Origin of the sequence: Agrobacterium sp. InxBP2 (genome assembly GCF_026191755.1) — a bacterium.
Taxonomy (GTDB): Bacteria; Pseudomonadota; Alphaproteobacteria; order Rhizobiales; family Rhizobiaceae; genus Agrobacterium; species Agrobacterium pusense.
Genome location: NZ_JAINDY010000023.1, coordinates 107,693 through 127,163, shown reverse-complemented (window position 1 = coordinate 127,163; position 19,471 = coordinate 107,693). Strand labels below are relative to the sequence as shown.

General features: G+C 59.1%; 17 protein-coding genes. 3 read left to right on the top strand and 14 right to left on the bottom strand.

Translation table 11 applies throughout. The annotated features are described in order from the left end of the window. Positions 1–9: 9 nt before the first annotated feature. Positions 10–1,575 (bottom strand): ABC transporter substrate-binding protein, encoded by a 1,566-nt coding sequence (locus tag K7A42_RS07325; protein ID WP_174150444.1) that lies wholly within the window; start codon positions 1,573–1,575, stop codon positions 10–12. A gap of 159 nt (positions 1,576–1,734) precedes the next feature. On the opposite strand from K7A42_RS07325, the gene K7A42_RS07320 reads away from it, so the two are divergent. Beyond that, positions 1,735–3,270, top strand: a complete 1,536-nt coding sequence (locus K7A42_RS07320; protein ID WP_112552806.1) for an amidohydrolase family protein — start codon at positions 1,735–1,737, stop codon at positions 3,268–3,270. A 189-nt stretch (positions 3,271–3,459) separates the two neighbouring features. Here K7A42_RS07320 and K7A42_RS07315 read toward each other — a convergent pair whose 3' ends face one another. The 7 genes from K7A42_RS07315 to K7A42_RS07285 all read right to left on the bottom strand — a co-directional run bounded on the left by K7A42_RS07315 (position 3,460) and on the right by K7A42_RS07285 (position 11,283). Continuing rightward, positions 3,460–4,524 (bottom strand): porin, encoded by a 1,065-nt coding sequence (locus K7A42_RS07315; RefSeq protein ID WP_044458912.1) that lies wholly within the window; start codon positions 4,522–4,524, stop codon positions 3,460–3,462. Between the two features lie 451 nt (positions 4,525–4,975). Beyond that, positions 4,976–7,150, bottom strand: coding sequence for a putative bifunctional diguanylate cyclase/phosphodiesterase (locus tag K7A42_RS07310; protein ID WP_112552931.1), 2,175 nt, complete (start codon positions 7,148–7,150; stop codon positions 4,976–4,978). 231 nt (positions 7,151–7,381) lie between these two features. Continuing rightward, positions 7,382–8,317, bottom strand: coding sequence for a 2-hydroxyacid dehydrogenase (locus K7A42_RS07305; protein WP_112552804.1), 936 nt, complete (start codon positions 8,315–8,317; stop codon positions 7,382–7,384). 23 nt (positions 8,318–8,340) lie between these two features. Next, positions 8,341–9,072 (bottom strand): amino acid ABC transporter ATP-binding protein, encoded by a 732-nt coding sequence (locus K7A42_RS07300; protein ID WP_004444596.1) that lies wholly within the window; start codon positions 9,070–9,072, stop codon positions 8,341–8,343. Further along, complete coding sequence (locus tag K7A42_RS07295) at positions 9,053–9,712, bottom strand: amino acid ABC transporter permease (protein ID WP_003521700.1); 660 nt, start codon at positions 9,710–9,712, stop codon at positions 9,053–9,055. Before K7A42_RS07295 ends, K7A42_RS07300 begins: the two co-directional genes overlap by 20 nt. Further along, positions 9,709–10,413, bottom strand: coding sequence for an amino acid ABC transporter permease (locus K7A42_RS07290; RefSeq protein ID WP_112552803.1), 705 nt, complete (start codon positions 10,411–10,413; stop codon positions 9,709–9,711). The genes K7A42_RS07295 and K7A42_RS07290 overlap by 4 nt, the downstream gene beginning before the upstream one ends. Before the next feature lie 66 nt (positions 10,414–10,479). After that, complete coding sequence (locus K7A42_RS07285; RefSeq protein ID WP_004444612.1) at positions 10,480–11,283, bottom strand: transporter substrate-binding domain-containing protein; 804 nt, start codon at positions 11,281–11,283, stop codon at positions 10,480–10,482. Positions 11,284–11,578: 295 nt separating this feature from the next. Between K7A42_RS07285 and K7A42_RS07280 the strand changes: the two genes are divergently transcribed. After that, positions 11,579–11,899: a hypothetical protein gene (locus K7A42_RS07280; protein WP_006700306.1), complete on the top strand. Its 321-nt coding sequence runs from the start codon at positions 11,579–11,581 to the stop codon at positions 11,897–11,899. 172 nt (positions 11,900–12,071) lie between these two features. After that, positions 12,072–13,094 (top strand): LacI family DNA-binding transcriptional regulator, encoded by a 1,023-nt coding sequence (locus K7A42_RS07275; RefSeq protein WP_112552801.1) that lies wholly within the window; start codon positions 12,072–12,074, stop codon positions 13,092–13,094. Positions 13,095–13,308: 214 nt separating this feature from the next. Here K7A42_RS07275 and K7A42_RS07270 read toward each other — a convergent pair whose 3' ends face one another. The 6 genes from K7A42_RS07270 to K7A42_RS07245 form a co-directional block, all read right to left on the bottom strand. Continuing rightward, positions 13,309–14,337: a trans-3-hydroxy-L-proline dehydratase gene (locus K7A42_RS07270; RefSeq protein ID WP_174150448.1), complete on the bottom strand. Its 1,029-nt coding sequence runs from the start codon at positions 14,335–14,337 to the stop codon at positions 13,309–13,311. A gap of 10 nt (positions 14,338–14,347) precedes the next feature. Next, complete coding sequence (locus tag K7A42_RS07265) at positions 14,348–16,042, bottom strand: aconitase X (protein WP_112552797.1); 1,695 nt, start codon at positions 16,040–16,042, stop codon at positions 14,348–14,350. Between the two features lie 110 nt (positions 16,043–16,152). Further along, positions 16,153–17,394 (bottom strand): NAD(P)/FAD-dependent oxidoreductase, encoded by a 1,242-nt coding sequence (locus tag K7A42_RS07260; protein ID WP_112552795.1) that lies wholly within the window; start codon positions 17,392–17,394, stop codon positions 16,153–16,155. Further along, entirely contained in the window at positions 17,394–18,116 is a 723-nt protein-coding gene (locus K7A42_RS07255) for an amino acid ABC transporter ATP-binding protein (protein ID WP_004444624.1), read from the bottom strand. Before K7A42_RS07255 ends, K7A42_RS07260 begins: the two co-directional genes overlap by 1 nt. Further along, positions 18,109–18,762, bottom strand: a complete 654-nt coding sequence (locus K7A42_RS07250) for an amino acid ABC transporter permease (protein WP_034497912.1) — start codon at positions 18,760–18,762, stop codon at positions 18,109–18,111. Before K7A42_RS07250 ends, K7A42_RS07255 begins: the two co-directional genes overlap by 8 nt. A 12-nt stretch (positions 18,763–18,774) precedes the next feature. Then, positions 18,775–19,440 carry an amino acid ABC transporter permease gene (locus K7A42_RS07245; protein WP_004444628.1) on the bottom strand — a complete coding sequence of 222 codons (666 nt, stop codon included), beginning with the start codon at positions 19,438–19,440 and terminating at the stop codon, positions 18,775–18,777. Positions 19,441–19,471 lie beyond the last annotated feature (31 nt).

Here is a 19,471-nt window from a genome sequence, read left to right as displayed (position 1 = left end):
CTGTCCGTCTTATTTGTCGAGCTGGGTCAGCCAATGGCGTGGCTTGTTGTCGGCGCGGAAGTCGACGCTTTTGACCTTGGCCAGCATAGCCCACGCAATCGGCTGCTGATGCAGCGGAACGAGCATGGTCTCGTCCTTGGCGATTTTCAGCGCAGCTTCTTCGAGCGCCAGGCGTTTCGTATTGTCCTGCTCCTGCGCCGCCTGCGCAACAAGCTTGTCGATCTCGGGATTGGACCAGCCGCCATAGTTGGAGACGCCCATCGCGCCCTTGCGGGTCGAGAGGATCTGCGACAGCATCGAGAAGGCGTCAAGAGTCGGCTCGTTTGCCCAGCTGAGGTTGAAGACGTCAGCCTTGCCGCCATTGCGCTTAGGTGACTGCACGGAACGTGGCGCAATATCGATGGTCGGCTGGAAACCGCCACGCTTCAACATGTTGGCAACGCCCGAGCAGATATCCTCTTCGTTGACGCTCTCGTCATTCATGCAGGTATAGGTGAAGGCAAGGTTCTTCATGCCCGCATCGGCAAGCAGCTTCTGCGCCTTGGCCGGATCGGCCGGCTCGAACGTGTCCAGCGATTTGGCATAACCAGCGATCTCAGGTGCGATCAGCGAGCCGGATGGTCTTGCAAGACCACGCATGACTTTTTTGTTGATCAGGTCACGATCGATGGAGGCTTCGAAGGCCTGACGAACGCGCAGATCATTAAAGGGGTTCGGCTGACCGTTTTCCAGTTTTTCGCGGCGGTTGAAGCCAATGAAAAGCGTGCGGAGCTCGGTGCGCTTCTTGACCGTGATATTGGGCGAGGATTCCAGACGCGGCAAATCCTGGATCGGGGCGGAGTCGATCAGGTCGATTTCACCTGACAGCAGTGCCGCGACGCGTGTTGCCGCAGATGCGATCGGCACGAATTCGATGCGGTCGAGATTGTGCTTCTTCTGGTCCCACCAGCCTTCATTGGCAACGAGAACAGTCTTGCTGTCGGGAACGCGGCTTTCGAGCTTGAACGGGCCTGTGCCATTGGTGTGCATGGTGGTGTAGCCATCGACCTTCGAGGCGAAGTCGGTAGGCTTCTCGCTATTGTTATCTTTCAACCACTTGGCGTTGAAAATGAAGATATTGGTTATGTCGTTCAGAAAGAGAGAAGTCGGTGCGTTGACATCGAGGTCCACCGTGTAGGCGTCAACTTTTTTGACGCCAGCGTAAATCGGGATATTGCCCCGCAGCGGCGACGTCGCGTCCGAAGCGCGCGTGAAGGATGCGACGACATCATCGGCGGTGAAGTCTGCACCATCATGAAATTTCACGCCCTTGCGAAGGTTAAAGCGCCAGGTCTTTCCATCAATCAGCTTCCACTCGGTGGCGAGTGCCGGCTCGATCTGGAAGTCCGGTCCGTAGCGGACGAGACCTTCGTAGATATGATTGAGAAAAGCGAGGTTGGATGTGGACGGGACCGAATAGGGATCGAGCGAATAGAGATCGGCGCGACCGCCCCAGCGAAGGGTCTCCGCGCTGGCGGGAACGGCAATGGCGGCAGCAGCCATGGCCGCCAGGACAAAACTTCTGATACGGGACATTTGATCCCCCCTTTTTATTGATCGTTGGAAACCGGCACGGGTCCGGTCAGGCAGAAGGAGTATTGTTTCGCTGAGGCTTATTGTCAATAATATTGTTGACAATTATCGTACTCAAAATCGCAAGTTTTTGAATACGAGTTTAAGCGAGGAGGAGAGAATATGACAGGCTTTCTGCTGCGGCACGGAACGATCGTTACGGTCGACAAGGAGCGGCGCATTATTGAGAGCGGGGCACTGGCGATAGAAGGCGACAGAATTGTCGACATCGGCACTGTGGATGAACTTGACCCCCGCCACAGTGATAAGGCGGTTATCGACTGCAGGGGAAAGCTTCTCATTCCTGGCCTGATCGATGCCCATGGCCACGCGGGCCACGCCCTTCTTCGCAGCATCGCAGCGGACACCAATGCGATGTGGATGAAAATCATCACCCCGACCTATTACCACTACGTCACCCGCGACTACTGGTATGCCGACGGGCTGATTTCCGGCATTGAACGGCTGCGCGCCGGGGTGACGACCGGGGCCAGCATCATCACTTCGATGCCACGCGCGGATGACCCCGTCTTCGCCATCAACCACGCCCGCGCCTATAGCGAACTCGGCCTTCGCGAAATCATCTGCGTCGGGCCGTCAGGCCTCCCATGGCCTCATCCGGTCACACGGTGGGAGAGCGGTCTACCGGAACGTCGCGACGTTAGCTTCGACGAGATGATGGATGGCAGCGAAGCGGTGATCGAAGCATTGCACGGCAGCGCCGATGGCCGCATCAGCGTTTTCCTGACGCCTTTCACCATCGCACCGTCGGTCGAACCCTCCAATGCATCTACGCCGGACCAGGCGGTGAAACTGACAGAGGGTGACAGAATGCAGGCCCGCCGGATACGCGAGATGGCGCGCAAGACCGGTGTCAGGCTTCATTCCGACGCTTTTGCCGGGCAAATCCGCATGGCGTTTCAGGACAAGGAAAATGCCCTGCTTGGCCCTGACATTCACCTTCAGCATTGCTGGGGTATCTCCCACGACGAAATAGACATACTGGCCGAGACAGGCACACGCGTGACCCATGCGCCGCCGGGCCGCGCAACTCCCATCATGGAAATGATGTCAAAAGGGATTCGTGTCGCCATCACCACCGATGGCGCAGCTCCAAGCCGCCATTTCGACATGTTGCAGACGGCTCGCCTCGCGCAATTTACGCAACATCTCCTGCACAATCACGACCGCTACCTGCTTCCGCCGGGCAAGATCTTAGAGATGATCACGATCGATGCCGCCCACGCTATCGGCATGGAGGACGAGATCGGTTCGCTCGAGATCCGCAAGAAGGCTGACGTCGTCATCATCGACATGCGGAAGCCGCATCTCATGCCCATGTGGATGCCGGTCCACCGTCTGGTACATCAGGTTCTTGGCAGCGATGTAGATACCGTCTTCGTGGACGGTAGATTGCTGATGGAAAATGGCCGGGTACTGACATCAGATGTAGACGCCGCCATTTCCTTCGGTCAACAGGAAGCCATGGCACTGGCAGAACGGGCGGGTCTGAAAGCACACATGCACGATCCGGGCTGGGGCTGCCTGCTGCGCACGTTCGACGAACCCGTGCTCCCTCCCCGTCCGCCGGCGGATGCGAGATTCCGCGCCGCTGACCAAGGGCCTGTTCAGGATCACAAATCGACGCGGGATCACTAATCGACTGGGGTCGGCAAGGTCCCCTGGCACTTCTTGCCAAGATCACGACAAAGACTCCCCGGCCAGGAGAGGACCGGGGAGCAAACCTGACATCATGTCAGGAACTTTGACTGGAGCTAGCACTCACCCGTTCAAGAAACGGGGTGGATCTGAGTTGTCTAACCCGGTTATGCTTTTTGTCAGGCTCTGTTAGAACGAACGCTCAAGACGAACGAAACCGGTCCAGCTGTCGCCACCACCGTTTACGCCCTTCTTGCCATCGACGTCCTGATAGGTAACCGCAACCTTGGTGGAGAGACCAGAGGTGATCTTGTAACCAGCAGCGACGCCAGCGCGCCATGCATCGCGGCTGCCAACGAAGTCGTTGTTAGCGCCGATGTCGATCGTGCCGAAATACTGGAAGCCGGGGGTGATGGTCAGCTTGTCAGTTGCCTTGATGGCGTATTCAGCAGCAACAGTCCACTCGGACTCTTCGTAGTAGTAGTTGGCGCCGGAAGCCCAAGCACCGGAGATGCCGAGCGTGCCGGGACCGATGTCAGCAGTGATGATTGCACGGATTGCACCGTTTTCCTGGTTCGTGTCGTAACCGCCAAGCAGGTTGGCCTTAACGCCGCCGATCTTTGCGCCGATGATGGCGCTGATGCCAACATCGTTCGTGTTGGTCTGGAACTTGCCGCCCTTCGTAACGCCGAGTTCGGAAGTGCCCTTACGCGAACCTTCGAGCTCTTCAACAGCGGCACCGACGTAGAATGAGCCGGCGTCGTAGGTGTAACGGATAGCGTTCAGACGGGTGCGGTTGGAGCTGAGCTGGTCATACTCACCGGAGAGACCGTCGTCCCACCAGTTGTAGTAGAAACCGACTTTCAGGCCGCTGAGTTCGATGAAAGCCTGATCAAGAACGAAGTTGCGGTCAGTATCGTTGTCGGCCTGACCGCGCAGACCGATGTAGCCACGCAGGGCGCCGAGTTCTGTGTCGGTGCGGGTGTCAATGTTGAACTGGGCGCGGGTGAAAGAGTCCCAGTCAGATGTACCGGACTGGTTGCGACCGAAGTCGGTCTGGAAACGAACGTAACCGTCGAACTTCAGGCAGGTTTCGGTGCCGGGGATGTAAAAGAAGCCGGTGCCGAAAGCATCGCAGACGCGAACATATTCCATGGGCTCGGGCTCAGCGGCGACGATGGCGTCAGCGGCCTGTGCGCCGGATACTGCTGCGAGAGCCGCAGCGGAGCCGATCAAAAGGCTCTTGATGTTCATTTGTAATCTCCAGTCAAAAATTTTTCAACGAATGCGCAAATTTGTGGGCTGGTCTTTTCCCTGCCGCCCGCTTCCCTGCGCTGATCAGCAAATGACAGAAATCGCGGGGGAGTCGCAATTCAAATCTCCAGATTTAAAATACAACACGATGACGCAATCATACTAAGTAGTAAAATTACAACAATTATAAAGTTTAAAATATAAAAATACACTTATATACACTTACAAAATAAGCTTTATTGTATATTTAATTTCCCATAATATTCTAATATGACGAAATTAGTAACAATATTGCTGCGGCATGAGCCCAACAGCTCACCTTGAATAACAACGGTGATGTGACAATGGCCGAGGCTGGTGCAGTGAGTGCGCGAGGCGGCGATACCCGACCCGAACTCGCGCGTGGTGCTGCAATTCCGTTCGGATAACGCAGCGGGCGGTGGATCGGCGCTTACAGCGGTTGGCTGGAAGAACCGGTTGCAAACGTGGACATCGCCTTCAGCATGCCCTCGATCTCGCCAGCCGCCACGGGGCGGCCAAAATAATAACCTTGCCCGTAGGGACAACCGGCAGCCCGCAAAAAATCAGCCTGCTCGGCCGTTTCCACGCCTTCGGCAATGACATCGATGCCCAGTGAACCGGCAAGCTGGATCATGATCGAAACAATGGCGCTGTCTTTGGTTTTTGCCGGCAGATGCGTGAGGAACGACCGGTCGATCTTCATGCACGAGAGAGGGAATGTCTTGAGCATGCCAAGACAGGAATAGCCGATGCCGAAGTCATCCAGTGCCAGGCTGACGCCCATCTGCTTGATGGCGCGCATGATGCGCACTGACGTGTCGACATCCTGAATGATGAGCGTCTCGGTAATCTCGATTTCCAGCAGCGAAGGTGCAAGGCCGGTTTCCTTCAGCACCGAACTGATCTGGTCCGCCAAGCCGGCCTGGAACTGCCGGGGGGAGATATTGACTGCCATTTTGACAGGCGACAATCCAGCAGCCATCCAGTCTCGCGCCTGACGGCACGCTTTTTTCAGAATGCTCTCCCCAAGCTCCACGATGAGGCCGGTTTCTTCCGCAAGGCCGATGAATTCCGCAGGCCCAAGCAGTCCCTCCGCCGGGTGCTGCCAGCGCACCAGCGCCTCCACCCCACTGATTCCGCCGGTAAGTAGATCGACCTGCGGCTGGAAATGCAGGATGAATTCATCCCGTTCCACGGCCCTGCGCAATTCCTCGATACGCGTGACCTTCTTTCTCAAATCGTCTGCCATGCGCGGCGAGAATGTGGCGATACCGTCCCGACCATTATGTTTCGCTTGATACATGGCAAGATCGGCAGCGGCGACGATCTCCGCCGTGGTTTCCCCATGTTCCGGAAAAAACGCCACGCCGATGCTGGAAGTCGCCTTGATATCATAATTGCCGATGCGCAGCGGCTGTGAGACCGCAGCCTGGATGCCCCGAAGCCGGGATTCAAAACCGTCACGCTGCTTCTGCAGAATGACGACGAACTCATCCCCACCCACCCGCAACACGAGATCGTTTCGACCCAGGGTCCCTGCGATGCGCGCCGCCGTCTTCGAAAGCAGCGCATCGCCGACGCTGTGGCCCAGCGTGTCGTTGATCTGCTTGAAATTGTCGAGGTCGAGAAAGCAGACGGCGATCGTCCGCCTGGCTTTTGCCGCGGCCGCAAGAACTTCCGGCAGTCGTGTATCGAGAAAACGGCGATTGGGGAGCCGGGTCAGCATGTCGTGATCAGCCAGAAAGGCGATATGTTCGGCCGCACGTTTGCGGTCGATCGCGAGCCCCGCCATGCGTGCAGCCGCACCGATAAATTCCACCAGTGCCGGATCTGGCTGGCGGGCCGCGAGCATGCACCAGACAAAACCGTGCGCCTTGCCGTCGCTGGCGGGAATATCGAAGCTGAAGGCCGTGTTATCGGCAGGGGAAGTGATGATGTCAGGATCGCTGACCGAGGAAATCAGCGCCGTCAGCCCCGCATGCGGAGCGAGTGCCGGCGATGCATAAACCGAAGGTTCACCCGTAGCGGCGTCGAACACCCGTACGGCACAGGCAAGCCCCGTGGCGAGATTTTCAATCGCCTTGACGAATTCCTCGAGGAAATCCTCGATACGCGCCGCCGCGACAATCATTTCGAGAATGCGCGCCTGCGTCTGCAGCAGTCTTTCGGAAGCCTTTTTCTGGGTTATGTCCCTAGAAGCGCCGACCACCCCGATGATGTTGCCGGACTTGTCCCGCAGCGGCACGCGCGACATCATCAGCCAGCGGTCGATATCGCCACGCATGGCCCGCTCTTCGTAACCGAGATCCGGTTCTCCCGTGCGCATCACCCGTGCCTCGGTGTCGGGAATGCCCGCCCGCCGTGCTGCTTCGCCGTGAATATCGTAATCGGTGAGGCCAATCAGCTCCTCCACCGTGTCAAAACCATTTTCCTTGACGATTGCGCGGTTCGCAAACAGGAACCGACCTTCCAGATCCTTGGCATAGATAAAATCCGGCACGTGGTCGATCATCGCTTCCAACAACACATGCCGGTCGGATGGATTACTATTTTCATCTGTTGGGGTAGAGGCAGATGGCCCTGTTTCGCGCTTTTTCCGCGATATCCGGTTCTGCACGGGTGTCTTCGGGCCCTTGGAACGCACCTATCCGCCTCATCACTTTATAAGAGAGCAGAATAGTAGGATTATACATATTATATAAATATGAACGAGGGGCGGAGATAGGGTGGCCGGTGGCCGTCTGTACGCTTGCGGCGATGAAATAGCGCCTGTCTCAGGGAAAACGGCGCGGATAGAAGCCGCGCCGCCAGAATTCCGGCATCCAGCAAGGCCCCCTCACGCCACCGGCGTCGGCAGCTCCCTGCCGGCAAAATGCGCGTCGAGATTGGCAAGAACGAGGTCTGCCATGGCCCGTCGCGTCTGATGCGTGCCGCTGCCGATATGTGGGGCGAGCGTGACGGTTTCGAAAGCAAACAGCGCTTCCGGCACACGCGGTTCATCCTCGAAGACATCAAGCGCAGCACCTGCGATCACGCCATTCGAAAGTGCCTCAATGAGCGCCTTCTCATCCACCAACGAGCCGCGAGCCACGTTGACAAGCACACCCTGCGGGCCAAGCGCGTTCAGAACCTCGGCACTGACGATATGACGCGTTTCGGCGGTGGCCGCTGCGGCGATGATCAACACGTCACAATTAGCGGCCAGAGCTTCGATGCTGTCATAATAATCATAGGCGACATCGCGACGATTTCTCGTGGTGTAGGAGATATGCGCATCGAAACCTTCGAGCCTCCTGGCAATCGCCTGACCGATGCGGCCGAAACCGAATATGCCATAGCGACGACCGGCCACGCGGGTGGAAAGGCCCATGTCGCCCTTCAGCCATTGCCCGGTGCGGACATATTGGTCTGCCTGCGGCAGCCTGCGTGCCTGCGCCAGAATAAGGCCCAGAGCAAGATCCGCGACATCGGCCGTCAACACGTCAGGCGTATTGGAAACACGAAAGCCGCGCCGCTTCGCTTCAGCCAGATCAACCTTGTCGAAGCCGACGCCGTTGATGGCAACGATTTCAAGCTTTGGTAACGCTGCACCAATATCCGCCGGCAGGCCGATATGACCGCCGGTGACGACGCCGCGGATCGCGCCGCCTTTTTCAGCAAGGAAGGCGGCCCTGTCTGACACTTCGAACAGGCGATGCACGGTGAAGCGCTGCGCAAGTTCTTCCTCCAGTGCCGGAATGAGCGGGCACAGTTGCACGATTTCAGTGGTCATGGATTTTCCTTTGTGCCGGTGAACTACTTTACATCGGCCTTGACGAATTGCCGGAGTTCCGGCGTTTGCGGATTGGCGAAGAGTTCGGACGAGCGGCCCTGCTCCCAGATCTTGCCCTTGTGCATGAAGATCGTTTCGGTCGCCACGCGCCGCGCAAAAGCCATCTCATGCGTCACGAGGATCATGGTCATGCCGTCTCTGGCGAGGTTTTCCATGACAGTCAGCACTTCCTCGGTGAGTTCCGGATCGAGCGCAGACGTCACCTCGTCGAACAGCATTACCTTCGGCCGCATGGCAAGCGAGCGCGCAATCGCCACACGCTGCTGCTGGCCGCCGGACAGCTGGTCCGGATAGGAATCGAATTTCTCCGAAAGACCGACGAGCTGCAGAACCTCACGGGCGATATCCTTGGTTTCCGATTTTGCCACGTCCTTGACGATGCGCGGCGCAAGCATGATGTTTTCGCCGACCGTCAGATGCGGGAACAGATTATAGCTCTGAAACACGATGCCGACATCGGTGCGCAGCTTCCGCAGGGCCTTGGCGTCTTCACCAATCGCATGACCGGCAATTTCGATGCGCCCGGAATTGATCTTTTCCAGCCCGTTCATGCAACGCAAAAGCGTGCTCTTGCCCGAGCCCGAGCGGCCGATGAGGGCGAAGACTTCACCACGGCCGACCGTCAGCGACACGCCTTTGAGGACTTCCAGAGCGCCAAAGCTCTTGTGAACGTTTTCAACGATTACTTCCGGCATGAAGCCTCCTTTCCAGCCAACGCGACAGCTGGGATAACGGGTAGCAGACGATGAAATAAAGTACGGCCACCGCCACGAAGACGCGGAACGGCTGGAACGTGGCATTGTTGATGAGCTGCCCCGCTCTCGCAAGTTCGACGAAACCGATGATCGATGCGATGGACGTGTTCTTGACTACCTGGACGGCAAAACCGACGGTCGGCGGTAGCGAAATTCGGATCGCCTGCGGCAGGATGACGTAGCGATATTGCTGGGCGCGGGTGAGAGCGAGCGATTCCGACGCTTCCCATTGCTGCTTCGGCACCGCCTGGATGCAACCGCGCCAGATTTCCGCAAGATAACCCGATGTATAGATGGTCATCGAGGCACCGGCGGCAAAAAGTGGCGGCAGTTCCAGCCCGGCAAGGCTGAGACCGTAATAGGACAGGAACAGGATCATCAGCACCGGAATGCCCTGGATCACCTGAATATAGGTGCCGGCGGCAATGCGCAGCGCCTTGAAATTCGAGGTGCGGGCGAGCGCCACGAAGAAGCCGACGATGCCGCCGCCGATTAGTGCAATGATCGTCAGAAGCACGGTCCATTGCAGGGCGGTCAGAAGGAAGCCGAATTCGTTCCAGCCGAAAGTTCTAAGGGTCATGACTGCACCTCCGGCAAAGCGGTCATCGTCTTGCGGGCTACGCGGCGACCGAACAGCCACATGCCCACAAGGGCAAGGATGAGCCGCAGGCTGAGCGCCAGCGCCAGATAGATGAGCGTGACGACGATGTAGACCTCGAAGGAGCGATAGGTCTGCGATTCCACGAAGGCTGCGGCCGCCGCAAGCTCATGGGTGGAGATGGCCGAGCATATGCTCGATGCGAGCATCATCAGCACGAACTGGCTGCAGAGCGATGGATAGACCTTGGCGATGGCGGGCACGATAATGACGTGACGATAAATCTGGTACTTGGTGAAGCCCAGAGCCTCACCCGCCTCGATCTGCGACTTGTGCACCGCCCCGATGCCGGCGCGGATGATCTCCGTCGAATAGGCGGCAAGATTGATCGTCATGCCGATCAGCGCCGCCGTATCCGCCCCGACGCGAAAGCCGAGACCCGGCAGGCCGAAATAGACGATGAACAGCTGCACGAGGAACGGCGTGTTGCGGATGACTTCGACATAAGCATCCACGATGATGCGGACGATGCCACCATTGATGGAGCGCAATGAAGCGAGAAGAATGCCGAAAGCGCAGCCGAGCACGATGGAGAGGACCGACAGCTTGATGGTCAGCCATATGCCGTTCAGAATTTCATTCTGATATTGGGCGAGCGCGCCGAATTGGAAGGTATAGGACATGCGTCACTCCGTTGACATTTCCCGGCCCGCCGAACGTATTCCCGGCGGGCGCGTTGAAAGGCTCAATCAGAAGCTTGGCAATTGCGGCAGCGGGCGACCGGTCCACTTGACCGAGATGCGGTCGAGATCGCCGGACATCTTCATCAGGTAAATGGAGGTGTTCAGCCACTGGCGCAGCTCGAAATCCTCAAGCTTGGTCGCCATGGAATTGCCCTGCTGGAAGAAGGTGAATCCGACCTGGAGACCGGCTTCCGGGCGCTGCTTGATGATTGCTTCACCAACCGTGGACGGCAGGGCGACGGCATCCACCTGACCCGCAAGCAAAGCTTGGGCGCTGGTGGAATCGTCTTCGTAAACGACGATTTCGAGACCTTCGACGTTAGCCTTGCGCAGCGCGGTTTCCTGTGAGGAACCGCGGTTGACCGACACGCGCTTGCCCTTGAGGCTGTCGAGATTTTCGAATTTCTGGTCCTTGCCGGAGATGATATCCATGTTGAAGGCGCTGTATGGCTGCGTGAACATCACAGTCTTGGCGCGTTCGCCGGTCGGCGCGAGCGTCGCAACGAGGAAATCGACCTTGCCGGTCTGAAGGGCCGGAATACGCGCTGGAGGCGTCAGCGGCACCAGTTCCACCGGCAGCGACAGGTAGGAACCGATGAGATTGGCAACATCGACGTCATAACCGGAAGGGTTGCCCTTTTCATCCACCATGCCCATCGGCGGCGCGCCCGTGAGGACACCGATCTTGACCTTGCCGCGCGCCGTGATCTCGCTGAGCGAGACGGCATGGGCGGACGTTGTAGCCGCAAGCGAAGCTGCGGCAACGCCAACAGCAACGGTCATGTTTTTCAGAAATCTGGATATGCTCATGGTTTCTCCTCCAACCCAAATAGTAGCTGCCCAATGCAGAACAGCGGCCTTCGCAAACCGAAAAATGTTCTCGATAACATTTCTAGGCGCTTGACTGAAAACTCCTCTCAAGAAACTGTGAAAACACAGAACCAGATGAATTTCTTATGAAACTCAATCAGTTAGGATGATTATCGATTTTCCTCTCTTCGACATCGCTTCACGTTCTTGGCAGGATCAATAATGCATGTTATCGGTATCATTGCAAGTCCGATCTACAGAACTGTTTCGGTCGGCATTCATTTCGGGAGGAAACATGTACACACGCTCGGCAATTTTCGAAGGCAGGATTCACGCAGGCCGGGAGGAGGAGTTTTTTCGCATCGTCGAGGAAAAATTACTGCCTGTCTGGAAGCGCATGCCGAATGCGCAGGCGGTGCGAGTGATGCGTACGGAGCGCACGGACCCGGACGCGGCCCAGATCATCATGGTGCAGGAAATCGACTATCCGTCGATGGAGGCCGTGGAGGAAGCGCTGGTGTCTCCGGTCCGGCTGGAAGGCCGGGTACTGACGGATGAGATGATGAGCATGTGTGACGGGCGTTTCTACCATCTGGTCTATAGCCGCGTCGCGTAAATCCGGTGCACGTCGCATTGATCTGCAATCATACGGCGTGTTTTCCCTTGGTATCTTCGTGTATGTCTTGTCGTGAACCGGTCTTCATTCAGCCGGATTGTAACTGGGGAGACATGCTTTGGTGGAGCGCACGCCTTTGGCCGCAGCGTTAGTCACGTCAAAAAAAGCAACCATGAGCGACGTTTCAAAACTTGCGGGCGTCTCCAAGATGACCGTCTCGCGGGTGCTGGCCGATCCCGCTCTGGTGTCCGAGGAGACGCGCCAGAGGGTGATGAAGGCCATTGAGAAGCTTGGTTATGTGCCTGACCGAATCGCCGGTTCGCTTTCCTCTCGCCGCACCAATTTCATCACCGCCATCCTGCCGACTCTCACCAACTCAAACTTCGCCGACAGCGCTCAAGGCCTCGCCAATGCGCTACGCGCCGCCGATTACCAATTGCTGATCGGTTACACCATGTACGACCTGCAGGAAGAAGAGCGCGTCATCCGCACCATGATGGAGCGCCGTCCCGACGCGATTGTCGTCGCCGGCACGGTTCATACCAAGATGGCAAGCGAAGTGTTGATGCGCGCCGGTATCCCGATCGTTGAAATATGGGACGTACCCGAACATCCGATCGACCATGCGGTCGGCTTTTCCAATTACGAAGTGGGAAGAACCGCCGCCAAACACCTGATATCGCTTGGATTCACGCGCATAGGCGCACTTGGCTCCCGAGCCGATGGCGACGTTAAGGACTGGCGCGGCGAAAGCCGCCTGCTCGGTTTCGGGGCTGCCCTGCGCGAAGCCGGCATCGCCGATGATCTCATCATCCGCGAGGGCAGCGCGCCGGTCTCATACGATCACGGCGCGAAAACGCTGGGCTCCCTGTTGGCCAAGGCGCCCGATGTCGAAGCCATCTTCGCCGTGTCGGATATTTCCGCTGTCGGTGCGCTGATGGAATGTCATCGCAGCGGCATTCATGTACCAGATCAGATTTCCATTCTCGGCTTCGGTGATTTTGATATTGGCAGACAATGCTATCCGGCGATTTCAACGATACGGGTCGACGCGCAGATGATCGGCCGCAAGGCGGGCGAGTTGCTGCTTTCGATATTGGAGGCAGAAAAGGATGCCGCTGTTCCCGAGGGTGCGCGGGTGGATGTCGGCTTCCAGCTTATCGTGCGGGAGACGACGAAGCGGTTGGGCCGGTGAAGCTTTAGCCTCGTTGGAACGAGCGTGTACCGCTTCTTTCTTCTCCCCGCCGGGGAGAAGTCCGCGGCAGCGGGATGAGGGGGCAAGCTCTTCGTCTCTCGCGGAGTTACCCCCTCATCCGACCCTTCGGGCCACCTTCTCCCCGGCGGGGAGAAGAAATATGCCGCACCGCTGTGGCGTACTCACCATTCCACCCGAGTGACCTGTAACGCCCTTACCTCGCACCCCAGGTATCCGTCAGACGATACCCTTCCGGCCATGGATCCGACGGATCGAGCATGTGCTGGTGTATTCCGGTGATCCAGCCGCGGCCGGATATTTCCGGCAGGATGGCCGGTCGGTCGCCGACTGTTGTGGTTCCGAGGATACGGCCCGTGAAGGTAGAGCCGATCAGCGACACCGCCGTCAGCGTTTCCCCTTCCTTCATTTCGCCGCGTGCATGCAGCACGGCCATACGGGCCGAAAGCGCCGTGCCGGTAGGCGAGCGGTCCACCTTGCCCGGCTGGATGGCGACAGCCGCCCCTGCCCGCAGGCCTCCGGCCGTGCGTTCCACCTTGCCGGCGAACAGGCAGAAGGAAAAATGCCGCCAGTCCGGGTTTTCGGGATGATCGAAACCCAGAGCCTTGTTGGCGGCGTTGGTGATGCGCACGCCGAGGCGGGCAATCTCGTGCGCCTCTTCCGGTTTAAGGCTGAAACCCATTGCTTCGGCATCTACGATGACGAAACTGTCGCCGCCGTAGGCCGTGTCCACTTTGAGCTTTCCAAGGCCATCGACCTCGAGTTCGGCATCAAGCTTAGCGGCGAAGCTTGGCAGGTTCTGCACGAAAATACGCTCGGCCTTGCCGTTGCGGCATTCGGCCCGCACCTTCACCAGCCCGCCGGGAGCTTCCAGCAGCATATGGGTTTCCGGCTCCTGCATCGGCACGATACCGCCATCGAGAAGGACGGTGGACACGCAGATGGAGTTAGAGCCGGACATGGGCGGCGTATCCTCCGGCTCCATGATAATGAAGGCGGCATCCGCATCAGGATGTTTCGGCGGAACCAGCAGATTGACGTGGCGGAATACGCCGCCGCGCGGTTCATTCAGCACGAAGTTGCGAAGCGTCTCGTCACGGGCGATGAAACGGCTCTGTTCCCAGATCGTTTCCCCTGGTGGCGGCTTGACGCCACCGACAATCACATCCCCCACCTCGCCTTCCGCATGGGCGGAAATGACATGAACGGTCTTTATACTGCGCATTGAATTCTCCTCAGGAAAGCCAGGCGGGAACACGGGAAGCGGTACGGCCGGACAACGCGCTCTCGACGCAATCGGCAAGGCTGCCGAAACGTACCGCGCGGCCGCTGAGACCGGGGCCGTAATGGGCGTATTTGCCGGAATTGGTCATGAGCGCACGGGTCTTCGTCGGGAAGACCGGCTCGGAAATCGAACACCAGCAGAGATCAGGCAGCACCTGTACGCCACAGTCCTTCAATTTCTGCAGCGTGCCGTCCTGCGCAGCTGCATCGATGACCTGCTGGCCGGCTGTGACGATGACGGCGACATCCGCACGGCGCCTGCGACCGTCGAAAACTGCCGCAAGGGCGCGGCACTCCTCCAGCGACGCGTGGGGACTACCGATGGCGACCAGTTGCACCTCCTCCGGTCCCTCGTTCAGCAGCGACCACCCGGCCGCCATATCGGCAAGCGAAATGCTGACCGTGTCGGCCGTTTCCAGAGGCGCAATGCCGGCTTCCGGCGTAACGCCCTCGATATGTAGCATGGGCGCTGCTGAGGTGGTGCCGAAGGCAGCGCAGAGCGCTTTCAAATCATCCCGCGAGGGTTTCGCAGCCCCAAGTCCGCGCAGCAGCGGTATGCAATCGGGGGCCGCCTTGCCGGCGAGATAACCGACGAGCGGCCAGAACGCATCGTCTATCCCTTGCGGCAGCACCACGTCCACGATGCGCTGGGGCCGGCGATTTTCCTCCAGGTAAACACCCGAAAGCGGCGCCCTGCCCGTCATCGCGATACATAGATCGAGGAAATCAGGATGTTTGGCAGTGCGTGCACCAAGCACCGTATTGGCAAAAATTACCGCGTTCGATTCCGCCCAGGCAATCGATTCACCCGAGCCCGGCGCGCTGTCGAGCAGGTAAGGCGAACAGGTGAAGGTGGGCCGACAGCCCATGCGCACATAAGCATCCGCCAGTCTCGCCGCCGGATCGCCGAAATCATCCGGCACGCCCTGTGCCCGCCAGTTGGCCTTGTCCACCGAAATGGCGTTCATGGTCGTCGGCACCCGGACCCTGCCACCCATCTCAGCCATTTTTTCCGCGAAGGTGAGATTGGCGGGGCTGGCATAGATGCAGCCGTCAATATGGCCCTGTGTGACATTAACGAGCGCGGAAGCGCCCTGCTGGGCTGCCATGGCGACGATGATGCGCATGGCCTGGCGCACGGCGATGCCGTCGCGCCCTTCCAGCATAGCGCGGTCGTCACCCGTGAGATCAAGACGGGCAGTCGCGGGATGCGCTATGGCAAGCGAAAGGCCATCGGCCTCGATGCTGTTTTCATCGATGCGAACATGGGCCGCGCGGGAAAAGCGGGCAAAACTTTCGGCGTCGAGACGGACGACCGGCAGCGCCCGCTCGAACATTTCCGCCGCGACAAGTGCGCCCAAGGTCAGCACATCCTCCGCCTCGCAGAAAACGAGAGCGGATGGCGCCCGGCCCGTTAGAATAAGGTCGAGCAGAACGCCAGACCCGGTGCACGAGCCCCGGCTGGTCGGCATGAAGAGCACGCCGCCGGTTAGACTGACGCCGTGCAGCGGGTGATGCACGTCGATCACCCTGCCGGTGGCGGGATCGACACCGCCCCAGAAACTCAGCGCTTCCGTCGTGGCGATCAGGGGGCCTTCGGCCGCACCGGTAAGAATGCTGCGGGCTTGCGGAACGGCAGAAGACATCGAAAATCTCCCTAAGGCATTTCCAGTAAAGCGCGTCGCGCTTTGAGCCCCGGTAAATGCGTGAAAAAGTGCTAGAGAATTTTTGCGTTTCGGGGAAAAGCCGAAATCCTCTAGAAACGTTGCGGCGAAAAAGCGCTCGTGTCGATGGCGGGTTTTTGCCCCGTCAGAATGTCGGCGACGATGCGCGCCGTACCCGCAGATTGCGTCAGTCCCAGATGTCCGTGGCCAAAGGCGTAGACCACCCGCGCCGTGTGTCGCGCATGCCCAATGGCCGGCAGGCTGTCCGGCAGCGAGGGGCGAAAGCCCATCCACTGCTTGCCGCCTTCGGATTTCAGGCCCGGCAGGAAGGCTTTCGCCTTGGCCAGCAGCGCTTCGGATCGGGCAAAATTGGCCGGAAGCTCCAGCCCGCCCAACTCGACCGCACCGCCGACGCGGATGCCGGAGGAAAGCCGGGTAACGACGAAACCATGGCCGCCGAAGGTCACCTGCGTCCGCAGATCGAATGCGCCTGAAGGCAGGGTTGTATTATAGCCCCGTTCTGTTTCCAGCGGAATTTTTTCCCCGAGCGAACGGGCAATGCGGTGCGAAAAGGCGCCTGCCGCCAGTACCACCCGGCCTGCCTTGCGCGTGCGGCCGTCATGGCTAACCACCTCGACCCCATCCTCCAACGGCCGGAGCGAGGCGATATCGAGGCATTCGATACGCCCGCCCATGGTGCGAAAATGGTCGGCCAGCGCCAGCGTGTAAAGCCTGGGATCGGCAATGGAATACCAGCCGGGCGTGAACGTGCCGCAGGTGAAGCGCGGTGCGATGCCGGGCTGTATCTCGGCCATCTGCTCGGCGTTCAGATGCCGGAACTCGATACCGTGGCGCTCACGCGCCTTCCAGCCGCCGAGTGACGCTTCGAATTCCGCATCGCTTTCATAGACCTGGAGGTTGCCTTCCTTGCGCAGCATGGCAATGGTGTCGGTCCTTTTGAGGAACGGCTCCAGTTCGGCCCTGGAAAGGTCCATCAGTGCCGTCTGCGCTGCAGTTGAGTGCTCCACCTTCGAGGCGGCGCAGGCCCGCCAGAACCGGAACATCCAAGGCGCGATCTTCAGCGCATAGGCCGGCGGCACGCTGAGCGGCCCAAGCGGATCGATGAGCCACTTCGGCGCCTTCCAGAGAATGCCGGGCGACGCGAGCGGCAGGATATCGGTGAAGGCGAAGGCGCCGGCGTTGCCGGCAGAAGCGCCCGCCGCCGGTCCCTCACGGTCGATCACCGTGACCGAAAGACCGCGGCCCTGCGCCGCGATTGCCGCCGAGAGGCCGACAACGCCGGCCCCGATGACGATGACATCATTTGCAGGCATTACCGAACGCTCGCCAGGAACTTCTGCGTCTCGGGATGCTGTGGTGCGCCGAACAACTGATCTGGCGTGCCGATCTCGGCCATCACGCCCTGATGGAAGAAGGCGACGCGGTTCGAGACATCACGGGCGAATGCCATTTCATGCGTGACGCAGATCATCGTCATGCCCTCATCCGCCAGCATCTTCAGCGTGTCGAGCACTTCGCCGACCAGCATCGGATCGAGCGCGGAGGTGACTTCGTCAAACAGCATGTATTCCGGCGACATCGCAAGTGCGCGGGCGATCGCCATACGCTGCTGCTGGCCGCCTGACATGCGGTTCGGATAGACCTTCAGCTTTTCGGCAAGGCCGACGTGGGTCAATTGCTTGACCGCAATTTCTTCGGCCTTCTCTTTCGAAATACCGAGCACCTTGCGCGGCGCCAGCATGACGTTTTCAAGCACCGTCAGATGCGGAAAGGCGTTCCATTGCTGGAAGACGATTCCGACCTTGCGGCGCAGCTTGTTGAGATCGGTCGACTTTGCATGCACCTCGGTGCCATCGATGACGATCTTGCCGCTGTCGATCGGCTCGAGGCCGTTGATGCAGGTGAGCAGTGTCGACTTGCCGGAACCGGAGCCGCCGATGATGGTGACGACCTCTCCCTTGTTGACGGTGAGGTTGATCCCTTTCAGAACCTCCAGCGGGCCGAAGGATTTGCGGACGTTTTCGATCTCAATCATTGGGGGACCACCGTCTTTCGAGATACCCGCCAAAACGGGCGATGGGGAAGCTGATAAGGAAGTAGATGGCGCCGCAGATCATCAGGATGGTCAGCGGTTCCTGCAGGCGGGTCACGAGAATCTGCGAGGCACGCAGAAGCTCAATGAGCCCGAGCCAAAGGACAAGCGCTGAATCCTTCATGACCCCCAGCGTCAGGCCGATCCAGGCCGGCAGCGACACGCGCGTGGCAAGCGGCAGAACGATGTACCGCATGTCCTGCGACCAGGTCATACCGAGCGACCGGCAGGCGCGGCGGGTGTTCGAGGGCACCGCTTCGATGCCGCCACGCACGATTTCCGTGCAATAGGCCGCGGTATAAAGCGACAGAACCACGCAGGAGGTCGTAAAGGGTGGCCAGCCGAGCTTTGCGATCGACTGGAAGGCATTGCCGAGAACCAGCTGGATAAGCAGCGGCACGGAACGGAAGATATCCAGAACGAAGGTGAGCGGAAGGGCCCAGTAAGGCCCGAGCTGGAAGCGGAGGACGCCGAAGATGATCCCCATGATGGTGCCTGCCGTGACGGCGACGGCAGTGACGGCAAGCGTCATGCCGGCACCCTTGGCCAGGAAGGCGAGATCACTCCAGGTGAGAGCGGTTTCAAACATGGCTCACCTCTCTCAGTAACGGAACAGACGCGCGGCCAGCAATCTGGCGGCGAGCGTGACGATCTTGGCGATCACGTAATAAATGACCGCGGCGAGCGCGAAAAATTCGAAGGTGCGGAACGAACGGGCGTTCAAGGCCTGCGTGACACCGGCGAGGTCCGTGTTCATGCCGACCGTGACGCCGAGCGAGGTCATGAGGATAGCCCAGACCATCTGGTTCGTGGCCGGCAGGAAAGCAACCCGCAGCATCTGCGGCAGGATGATCAGCCTGAAGGTCTGCATCGAGGTCATGCCGAGCGAGCGGCCCGAACGCGTCTGCGTATCCGGAATGGCCTTCAGCGCGCCACGGAAATTTTCCGCGAGATAACCGGCATTATTGAAGGCGATGCCAACGAGAAGCGCGGTATAGGGGCTCAGATGAATGCCGAAATTGCCGAGCCCGAAATGGGCCATGTAGATCTGGAACAGCGCCGGCGTATTGCGGGCTATTTCCACCCAGACCGAGGCGAAGGCGCCGAGGATACGGTTGCCCGAAAGCCGGAACAACGTCAGCACGATGGCGCAGGACACGCCGATGACCATCGACAGGATGGCGATCTGCAGCGTCACCACCGCACCGTCCAGAAGCTGCGGCAAAGCCTTCAGCGCCTGATTCCAGTGAAATGTGTAGTTGAACATAACCGTCTCACCTTTCAGAAACGATCGACGG

Coding starts and splice junctions, on each gene's coding strand:
- K7A42_RS07265 (WP_112552797.1), bottom strand. CDS start 16,042: ATGTCTTCTGCCGTTCCGCAAGCCCGCAGCATTCTTACCGGTGCGGCC.
- K7A42_RS07280 (WP_006700306.1), top strand. CDS start 11,579: ATGTACACACGCTCGGCAATTTTCGAAGGCAGGATTCACGCAGGCCGG.
- K7A42_RS07305 (WP_112552804.1), bottom strand. CDS start 8,317: ATGACCACTGAAATCGTGCAACTGTGCCCGCTCATTCCGGCACTGGAG.
- K7A42_RS07295 (WP_003521700.1), bottom strand. CDS start 9,712: ATGACCCTTAGAACTTTCGGCTGGAACGAATTCGGCTTCCTTCTGACC.
- K7A42_RS07315 (WP_044458912.1), bottom strand. CDS start 4,524: ATGAACATCAAGAGCCTTTTGATCGGCTCCGCTGCGGCTCTCGCAGCA.
- K7A42_RS07260 (WP_112552795.1), bottom strand. CDS start 17,394: ATGCCTGCAAATGATGTCATCGTCATCGGGGCCGGCGTTGTCGGCCTC.
- K7A42_RS07255 (WP_004444624.1), bottom strand. CDS start 18,116: ATGATTGAGATCGAAAACGTCCGCAAATCCTTCGGCCCGCTGGAGGTT.
- K7A42_RS07300 (WP_004444596.1), bottom strand. CDS start 9,072: ATGCCGGAAGTAATCGTTGAAAACGTTCACAAGAGCTTTGGCGCTCTG.
- K7A42_RS07250 (WP_034497912.1), bottom strand. CDS start 18,762: ATGTTTGAAACCGCTCTCACCTGGAGTGATCTCGCCTTCCTGGCCAAG.
- K7A42_RS07270 (WP_174150448.1), bottom strand. CDS start 14,337: ATGCGCAGTATAAAGACCGTTCATGTCATTTCCGCCCATGCGGAAGGC.
- K7A42_RS07320 (WP_112552806.1), top strand. CDS start 1,735: ATGACAGGCTTTCTGCTGCGGCACGGAACGATCGTTACGGTCGACAAG.
- K7A42_RS07275 (WP_112552801.1), top strand. CDS start 12,072: ATGAGCGACGTTTCAAAACTTGCGGGCGTCTCCAAGATGACCGTCTCG.
- K7A42_RS07325 (WP_174150444.1), bottom strand. CDS start 1,575: ATGTCCCGTATCAGAAGTTTTGTCCTGGCGGCCATGGCTGCTGCCGCC.
- K7A42_RS07290 (WP_112552803.1), bottom strand. CDS start 10,413: ATGTCCTATACCTTCCAATTCGGCGCGCTCGCCCAATATCAGAATGAA.
- K7A42_RS07285 (WP_004444612.1), bottom strand. CDS start 11,283: ATGAGCATATCCAGATTTCTGAAAAACATGACCGTTGCTGTTGGCGTT.
- K7A42_RS07245 (WP_004444628.1), bottom strand. CDS start 19,440: ATGTTCAACTACACATTTCACTGGAATCAGGCGCTGAAGGCTTTGCCG.